This window comes from Streptomyces sp. NPDC057010, assembly GCF_042673805.1.
GTDB lineage: Bacteria > Actinomycetota > Actinomycetes > Streptomycetales > Streptomycetaceae > Streptomyces.
In genome coordinates this window covers 68,857-77,141 of sequence record NZ_JBHUSC010000034.1, presented here as the reverse complement: position 1 = coordinate 77,141, position 8,285 = coordinate 68,857, and the positions used below count along the sequence as shown (strand labels likewise).

The following is an 8,285-nucleotide window of genomic DNA, read 5'->3' as shown; positions in this document are numbered from 1 at the left end:
GGACCATGCTGGAGTACAAGGCGGCCTGGTACGGGCGTCGGCTGGTCACCGTCAGCCGGTGGTTCCCCAGCACACACCTGTGCTCGGCCTGCGGCTCCCTCGCCCCCAAGATGTCCCTCAACGTCCGGGAGTGGACGTGCGAGAGCTGCGGGACGGCCCATGACCGGGACGGGAACGCTGCTGTGAATCTCCTGGCCGCCGGGCTGGCGGTTGCTGCCTGTGGAACGGGTGTAAGACCTCAACGGGAGTCCTCCTCTCGGTCGGGGCGGTCCGTGGTGAAGCAGGAAACCCCACCCGCGAGGATGGGAATCCCCTCCCGCTAGGGAGGTGAAGAGGTCAAGATTGCGGTTCCTCCTGGACTACGGCGAGCAGGGCGCCGAACTCGACCTGTTGGCCGGTGGCGGCGTGGAGCGCGGTGAGCGTGCCGGAGGCGGGGGCGAGGATGCGGTGTTCCATCTTCATGGCCTCCAGCCAGAGCAGGGGCTGCCCGGCGGTGACGGGGCTGCCGGGGGCGAGGCCCTCGGCGACGCGGACGACGGTGCCGGGCATGGGGGCGAGCAGGGAGCCCGGTTCGGTGCGGTCCTGGGGGTCCTCGAACCGGGGGACGGGGGTGAGGGTGTGGGCACCGAGGGGTGAATCGACGTAGAGCTCTGACTTGTTCGAATTTTGTTTCACGTGGAACACGCGTCGGATTCCCTCGACTTCGAGCGTCACGAGGGTGGGTTCGGCGGCCAGGACCCGGACTCCGGGGTGGTTCACGGGCTGGTACTGGACCTCGTACTCGGTGCCGGCCGCGGTGTAGCGGCGGGTCTGCGGCTGCGAGCGGACGTTGCGCCAGCCGCCCAGGCGGGCGGCGAGCGGGGCGTCCGGGCCGGGGGCGGCGTCGGCGAGGGCGGCCGCGAGGGCGGACAGGGTGGCGTCCGGGGCCTCGGCGGTGAGGGCGGTGAGGTGGCGGTCGTAGAAGCCGGTGTCGAGCTGTGCGGCGGTGAACTCCGGGTGCCGCAGGGACCGTACGAGCAGCTCGCGGTTGGTGGTCAGGCCGTGGATCCGGGCCCCGGCCAGGGCGTGGGCGAGGATGCGGACGGCCTCGGCGCGGGTGGCGGCATGGGCGATGACCTTGGCGAGCATGGGGTCGTAGTGGATGCCGACGGTGTCCCCGTCGGTGAAGCCGGTGTCGACGCGGACGGCGCCGGGGACGGCGAGGGTGTGCAGGACGCCGGTCTGGGGGCGCCAGTCCTGGGCCGGGTCCTCGGCGTAGAGGCGGGCCTCGACGGCGTGGCCGCCGGGCTGCGGGGGCGAGAGGGGCAGGGCCGCACCTGCGGCGATGCGCAGCTGGAGGGCGACGAGGTCGAGGCCGAAGACGGCTTCGGTAACGGGGTGTTCCACCTGGAGCCGGGTGTTCATCTCCAGGAAGCAGGGGCGGCCGTCGGCGGTGACGAGGAACTCGACCGTGCCCGCGCCCTCGTAGGAGACCGCGCGGGCGGCGGCGACGGCGGCCTCGTGGAGCGTGGTGCGCAGGGCTTCGGGGAGTCCGGGCGCGGGGGCTTCCTCGATGACCTTCTGGTGGCGCCGCTGGAGGGAGCAGTCGCGGGTGCCGAGCGCCCACACGGTGCCGTGGGTGTCGGCGAGGATCTGGACCTCGACGTGACGGGCGCGCTCCACGTACGGCTCGGCGAAGACCTCGCCGTCACCGAAGGCGGAACGGGCCTCGGCGGAGGCCGCGTCGAGGGCCTCCTTGAGGTCGTCGAGTTCGCGGACCACGCGCATCCCGCGGCCGCCGCCCCCGGCCGCGGCCTTGAGGAGGAGGGGCAGGTCCGCGGAGGTGGCGGTGGCCGGGTCGACGGGTTCGAGGAGGGGGACACCGGCGGCGCGCACCAGTTCCTTGGCCCGGGACTTGGAGGCCATGGCCTCGATGGCCTCGGGCGGCGGGCCGATCCAGGTGAGACCGGCGGCCCGGACCTGGCGGGCGAAGTCGGCGTTCTCGGAGAGGAAGCCGTAGCCGGGGTGGACGGCGTCGGCCCCCGCGGCCAGGGCGGCCTTGATGATCAGGTCACCGCGCAGGTAGGTGTCGGCGGGGGTAGCGCCGGGCAGGCGTACGGCCGCGTCGGCGGTGCGGACGTGCAGGGCGTCGGCGTCGGGGTCGGAGTGCACGGCGACCGTGTCCAGGCCCAGCGCCCGGGCGGTCCGGAAGATCCGGACGGCGATCTCGCCGCGGTTGGCGACGAGGAGAGAGGTGATGGTCATCTGCGGGCTCACATCCGGAAGACGCCGAAGCCGCCACGGGCGCCCTCGACGGGGGCGTTGTGGACGGCCGAGAGGCACAGGCCGAGGACGGTACGGGTGTCGCGCGGGTCGATGACCCCGTCGTCGTACAGCCGCCCGGACAGGAACATCGGCAGGGACTCGGACTCGATCTGCGCCTCGACGAAGGCCCGCATCCCGGCGTCTGCCACCTCGTCGTACGGCTGTCCCTTGGCGGCGGCGGACTGCCGGGACACGATGGACAGCACCCCCGCCAGTTGCTGCGGGCCCATGACGGCGGACTTGGCGCTGGGCCAGGCGAAGAGGAACCGGGGCTCGTAGGCGCGGCCGCACATGCCGTAGTGGCCGGCTCCGTAGGAGGCGCCGATCAGGACGGAGAGGTGGGGGACGCGGGAGTTGGAGACCGCGTTGATCATCATCGAGCCGTGCTTGATGATGCCGCCCTGCTCGTACTCCTTGCCGACCATGTAGCCGGTGGTGTTGTGGAGGAAGAGGAGGGGGATGTCGCGCTGGTTGGCGAGCTGGATGAACTGGGCGGCCTTCTGCGACTCGGCGCTGAACAGCACCCCTTGGGCGTTGGCGAGGATGCCGACCGGGTAGCCGTGGAGGGTGGCCCAGCCGGTGACGAGGCTGGTGCCGTAGAGCGGCTTGAACTCGTCGAAGTCGGAGGCGTCGACGATGCGGGCGATGACCTCGCGGGGGTCGAAGGGGGTCTTCAGGTCCGGCGGGACGATGCCGAGGAGTTCCTCGGGGTCGTACAGGGGCTCTTCGGCCTTCGGCGGATCGGCGTACGGCTTGCGGTGGTTCAGGCGGGCGACGACGCGGCGGGCCTGGCGGATCGCGTCGTGCTCGTCGAGGGCGTAGTAGTCGGCGAGGCCGGAGGTGCGGGCGTGCATGTCGGCTCCGCCGAGGGACTCGTCGTCGCTCTCCTCGCCGGTGGCCATCTTGACCAGGGGCGGGCCGCCGAGGAACACCTTGGAGCGGTCTTTGATCATGATGGTGTGGTCGGACATGCCGGGGATGTACGCGCCTCCGGCGGTGGAGTTCCCGAAGACGACGGCGATGGTGGGGATGCCCTCGGCCGACAGGCGGGTGATGTCGCGGAAGATGGCGCCGCCCGGGATGAAGATCTCCTTCTGGGAGGGCAGGTCGGCGCCGCCGGATTCCACGAGGCTGATGCAGGGGAGCCGGTTCTGGCGGGCTATCTCGTTGGCCCGCAGCGCCTTCTTCAGGGTCCAGGGGTTGGAGGCGCCACCGCGGACGGTGGGGTCGTTGGCGGTGACCAGGCATTCGACGCCCTCGACCGTGCCGATGCCGGTGACCATGGAGGCGCCGACGGGGTAGTCGCTGCCCCAGGCGGCGAGCGGGGACAGTTCCAGGAACGGGGTGTCCGGGTCGAGGAGCAGCTCGATGCGCTCGCGGGCGAGGAGCTTGCCGCGGGCCTTGTGGCGGGCGGTGTACTTCTCGCCGCCGCCGGCGAGGGCTTTGGCGTGCTCGGCGTCCAGGGCGTTGAGGCGTTCCAGGGCGGCGGTACGGGCCTGGGCGTGCTCGGGGGCGTGCGGGTCGACGGTGGTGGCGAGGCGGGTCATGGGCGGGTCCCCTCCGGGGCGGGCGGCCGGGGCGGCAGGGTCGGCAGGAGGTGCGTCGGTATGTCGAGGTGGCGGGCGCGGAGCCATTCGCCGAGGGCCTTGGCCTGGGGGTCGAAGCGGTGGCCGGAGGCGACGCCGTCGCCGAGGAGGCCGGTGACGGTGAAGTTCAGGGCCCTGAGGTGCGGGAGGGCGTGGCGGGTCACGGGGAGGGCGCGGGTTTCGGGGAGCAGGGTCTGGAGGGTCTCCACCGTGAGGGTGCTGTGCAGCCAGTCCCAGGCGGCGTCGGTCTCCACCCACACGCCGACGTTGGCGTCCCCGCCCTTGTCGCCGCTGCGTGCCCCGGCCACCGCCCCGAGGGGGGCGCGGGTGGTGGGCCCTGCGGGGCTTTCCCCTACCCGCCCCTTCCCGAAACCGGGGCTCCGCGCAGCGGGGATCGGGAGGCGGGTGCCGTCCGGCAGGACCGCCTCGTGGGGGACCGAGGCCGCTGAAATCAGGGAGGAGGCGAAGACCCCGTACGGCTGGGCCGGCCCCGGCGGTGCGGTGACGTGGAAGCCCGGGTAGCTGCCCAGGGCCAGTTCGACGGCCGTCGAGGTCAGGGCGCGGCCCACCCGGTCAGGGGAGGGGTCCCGGACCACCAGGCGGAGGAGGGCGCTGGCCGTCTCCTCCGTCGGCGCGTCCTCGTGGTCCGTGCGGGACAGGGTCCAGGCGGCGTCGGCCACGCCCTCCAGGACCCCGGCCAGTTGCGCCCGTACCAGGGCCGCCTTGGCCTCGATGTCCAGGCCGGTCAGGACGAAGACGACCTCGTTGCGCCAGCCGCCGATCCGCGTCACGCCCACCTTGAGCGCGGGCGGCGGCGCTTCACCCCGCACACCCGAGATCCGCACCCGGTCCGGCCCTCCGTCCGGGGCGAGCCGGACCGTGTCGAGGCGGGCCGTCACGTCCGGGCCGAGGTAGTGGACGCCCTGGGTCTCGTACAGGAGTTGCGCGGTCACCGTGCCCACCGAGACCACCCCGCCGGTCCCCGGATGCTTGGTGATGACCGCCGAGCCGTCCTCCGCGATCTCGGCCAGCGGGAACCCCGGCCGCCGGACGTCGTGTGCGGTGAAGAAGGAGTAATTGCCGCCGGTGGCCTGGGTTCCGCACTCCAGGACGTGGCCCGCGACCACCGCCCCCGCCAGCCGGTCGTAGTCCTCCGGCGCCCAGTCGAACCACCACGCGGCCGGGCCGCTGACCAGGGCCGCGTCCGTGACCCGGCCGGTCACGACCACGTCGGCGCCGGCCCGCAGGCAGGCGGTGATCCCGGCGCCGCCGAGGTAGGCGTTGGCCGTCAGCGCCCCCTCCTCGTACGGCATCAGGTCGTCGCCCTCGACGTGCGCGACCGAGACCGGGACGCCCACCTTGGCCGCCAACGCCCGTACGGCATCGGCCAGCCCGGCCGGGTTCAGGCCGCCGGCGTTCGCCACGATCCGTACGCCCCGCTCGTGCGCGAGCCCGAGCCCCTCCTCCAACTGCCGCAGGAAGGTCTTGGCGTAGCCCAGGTCCGGGTTCTTCAGGCGGTCGCGGCCGAGGATCAGCATGGTCAGCTCGGCCAGGTAGTCCCCGGTCACCACGTCCAGCGGGCCGCCGGTGAGCATCTCGCGCAGGGCGTCGAAGCGGTCCCCGTAGAAGCCCGAGGCGTTGCCGATGCGCAGCGGACGGCGGCCGGTCACCGTGCCGCCCCCGGCTCGCGGCCCGGACCGGCCGGGCCCGCGAAGGCCTGGGCGATGTCGAGCCAGCGGTCGGCGTCGGGGCCGGTGGCCGTGAGGGCGAGGTCGGCGCGGTGGGCGCGCTGGGTGACCAGCAGGCAGAAGTCGAGCGCCGGCCCGGTGATGCGCTGCGGGGCGTCCGCCGGGCCGAACTCCCACCGCTGCGAGCCGTCGGGCGCCGTGAGCTCCACCCGGAACTCCCCCTCCGGCGCGGGCAGTCCGCGCACGGCATGGGCGTAGTCCCGGGCCCGTACGCCGATGCGCGCCACGTGCCGCAGCCGCGCGGTCGGGGTTCTGCGTACGCCGAGGGCGTCGGCGACGTCCTGGCCGTGCGCCCAGGTCTCCATCAGCCGGGCGCCGGCCATCGAGGCGGCCTTCATCGGCGGCCCGTACCAGGGGAACCGGGTGTCGGGCGAGGCCCCGGCGAGCGCCGCGCCGAGGGCGGCGCGCCCGGCCCGCCAGCGGGCGAGGAGTTCGGCGGGCGGCAGCTTCGCGCCCTCTTCGGCGCCTTCGTCGACGAAGGAGTCGGGGGCTTCGAGGGCCTCCTCGACCATGCGGCCGAAGCCTGTCGGGTCGGTGAGGGAGAGCAGCGCGGCCCGGTCGGTCCAGTGCAGGTGGGCGATCTGGTGGGCGATGCTCCAGCGGGGCGCGGGGGTGGGCCGGGCCCAGTCGGGATCCTCCAACACGGCGAGAAGATCATCCAACTCACGCCCCTCCTCGCTCAGATCGACGAAGACGGCTGCTGCGGACGGATCGGGCACGGCTGGCTCCCCTCTCGGCGTGAGGGGAAGACTGGCAGCCTCCACAAAAACAATCAAGCACGCTTGCATGGTTTCTTCGGAAGGCGGCACGTTCCCGCCACAGCCCCCAACGGCCGAATCCTGCCCGGGAGTTGCCGCACCACGCCGCCAACCCACCCCCCGGGGGGTGATTCAGGCCGTAAGCCGGAAACTCGCGATACGTCACCGGATGTCCCGTCGATACTGGACGTTCCGCTCCGGGCCCGGGCGCACGCAGCACGTTCATGTCACTCGACGCAGAGGATGAACCGACGTGACTCCAGCCGCCCGCACCCCCTTCTCCCTCTACCCCGAACTCGACTCGACCGCGCTCGGCGCCTTCGTCACCGCCCTGGAGAGCGGCGACGTCACCGGCCTCGCCCCCGCCCGCGCCGCCGAGGTCGCCGAGCTGCGCTCCGTGGCCGTCTTCACCCGCGGCAAGGTGGCCGGCGCCGACGGGGACCTGCTCGACGCCGCCCTCTGGCGCCACACCGGGCCCCAGCCGCGCCCGCTGATCGTGATGCCCTCGCCCTGGACCAGCCTGGGCTGGCTCGCGTACGCCGTCCAGGCCACCCTCTTCGCGGCCCGCGGCTACAACGTCCTCGCCTACTCCACCCGCGGATTCGCCGGTTCCGAGGGCCAGGTCGAGGTGGCCGGCCCGCTCGACATCGCCGACGGCAGCCGCGCCCTGGACCACCTCATCGAGCGCACCGCCGGCCCGGTCACGAAGATCGGCTTCCTCGGGGACTCGTACGGCTCGGGCATCAGCCAGCTGGTCGCCGCGCACGACACCCGCATCGCCGCCGTCGTCGCGCTCAGCAGCTGGGGGGACCTCGGGGAGGCGTTCTACGAGAACTCCACCCGCCACGTCGCCGCCGTACGGGCCCTGCTCGCCGCGGCCGCGAAGGCGCGGTTGAGCCCGCAGACGCAGAGCGTCTTCGACAACGTCCTCGCCAACCGCGACGTCCAGGGCACCCTGCGCTGGGCGGAGCAGCGCTCGCCCTTCACCCACATCAAGGAGCTCAACCGCCGCCAGGTACCGGTCTTCTTCTCCCACGCCTGGCACGAGACGCTCTTCCCGTCCAACCAGACCCTGAAGATGTTCAACGAACTGACCGGTCCCAAACGGCTCGCCCTCTCCATAGGCGACCACTCCGGCCCCGAGGCCTCGGGCCTGCTCGGCCTGCCCAACCGGATCTGGACGGAGGCCCACCGCTGGTTCGACCACCACCTCAGGGGAATCGACAACGGCGTCGCCGACGAAGACCAGGTACTCAGCGAGACCATGTGGAGCCGAACCCTCGAACCCCGCCCGACCTGGCCCTCCCTCACGGAGCACATTCACCGGCTGCACCTGGCGGGCGGCGGTGAACTGGCCGAGCAGCCCGAGGCCGGCTGGACGGCGACCGTGCTGTGCGGGGTGGACACCCCGGCGACCGTCGCCGACACCGTGGTGACCTCCGGCTACGCCGAGATGGCCGGCCGCCCGAAGGTGTACCCGACGGACGAGATCGACCGCACCGTCGCCGCCGTATGGACTGCCGCGCCGGCCACGGAGACCACCCGGCTGCGGGGCACGCCGAAGCTCCGCGTCACCTACCGGGCGGCGAACCCCGGCTCCACGTTCGTCGCGTACCTCCTCGACGCGGCGCCCGACGGCACGGCCCACATCGTCACGCACGCCCCGTACACGAACCTCGACTCCCCGCCCGACAGCCTGATCAGCGCGGACATCGAGCTCCAGGCCACGGCGTACGACGTGCCGCGCGGCCACCGGCTGATGCTGGTGATCGACGCCCGCGACCCCTTCTACGGCGACGCCAACCTGCCCCGCGCCACGCTGGCCTTCACCTCACCCGACCTGACGCCCTCATACCTGGACCTCCCCCTGGGCTGACCGGGCCCCGGCC

6 protein-coding genes are annotated in these 8,285 nt (G+C 73.0%); 2 read left to right on the top strand and 4 right to left on the bottom strand.

Going from position 1 to position 8,285, the window contains the following annotated elements:
- The coding region (locus tag ACFTXQ_RS25225; RefSeq protein WP_382644432.1) for a zinc ribbon domain-containing protein at window positions 1-323 on the top strand (323 nt) is incomplete at its 5' end.
- 13 nt (window positions 324-336) lie between these two features.
- Here the strand turns inward: ACFTXQ_RS25225 and ACFTXQ_RS25220 are convergent.
- The 4 genes from ACFTXQ_RS25220 to ACFTXQ_RS25205 form a co-directional block, all read right to left on the bottom strand.
- Entirely contained in the window at window positions 337-2,244 is a 1,908-nt protein-coding gene (locus tag ACFTXQ_RS25220; RefSeq protein WP_382644430.1) for a biotin carboxylase N-terminal domain-containing protein, read from the bottom strand.
- Between the two features lie 8 nt (window positions 2,245-2,252).
- Window positions 2,253-3,851, bottom strand: a complete 1,599-nt coding sequence (locus ACFTXQ_RS25215; protein ID WP_382644428.1) for an acyl-CoA carboxylase subunit beta — start codon at window positions 3,849-3,851, stop codon at window positions 2,253-2,255.
- Complete coding sequence (locus ACFTXQ_RS25210) at window positions 3,848-5,485, bottom strand: acyclic terpene utilization AtuA family protein (RefSeq protein ID WP_382644441.1); 1,638 nt, start codon at window positions 5,483-5,485, stop codon at window positions 3,848-3,850. Before ACFTXQ_RS25210 ends, ACFTXQ_RS25215 begins: the two co-directional genes overlap by 4 nt.
- Window positions 5,486-5,556: 71 nt before the next feature.
- Window positions 5,557-6,357, bottom strand: coding sequence for a TIGR03084 family metal-binding protein (locus tag ACFTXQ_RS25205; RefSeq protein WP_382644426.1), 801 nt, complete (start codon window positions 6,355-6,357; stop codon window positions 5,557-5,559).
- A gap of 292 nt (window positions 6,358-6,649) precedes the next feature.
- Between ACFTXQ_RS25205 and ACFTXQ_RS25200 the strand changes: the two genes are divergently transcribed.
- On the top strand, window positions 6,650-8,272 hold the full coding sequence (locus tag ACFTXQ_RS25200) for a CocE/NonD family hydrolase (RefSeq protein ID WP_382644425.1): 1,623 nt from the start codon (window positions 6,650-6,652) through the stop codon (window positions 8,270-8,272).
- Window positions 8,273-8,285 lie beyond the last annotated feature (13 nt).

Coding starts and splice junctions, on each gene's coding strand:
- ACFTXQ_RS25215 (WP_382644428.1), bottom strand. CDS start 3,851: ATGACCCGCCTCGCCACCACCGTCGACCCGCACGCCCCCGAGCACGCC.
- ACFTXQ_RS25220 (WP_382644430.1), bottom strand. CDS start 2,244: ATGACCATCACCTCTCTCCTCGTCGCCAACCGCGGCGAGATCGCCGTC.
- ACFTXQ_RS25210 (WP_382644441.1), bottom strand. CDS start 5,485: ATGCTCACCGGCGGCCCGCTGGACGTGGTGACCGGGGACTACCTGGCC.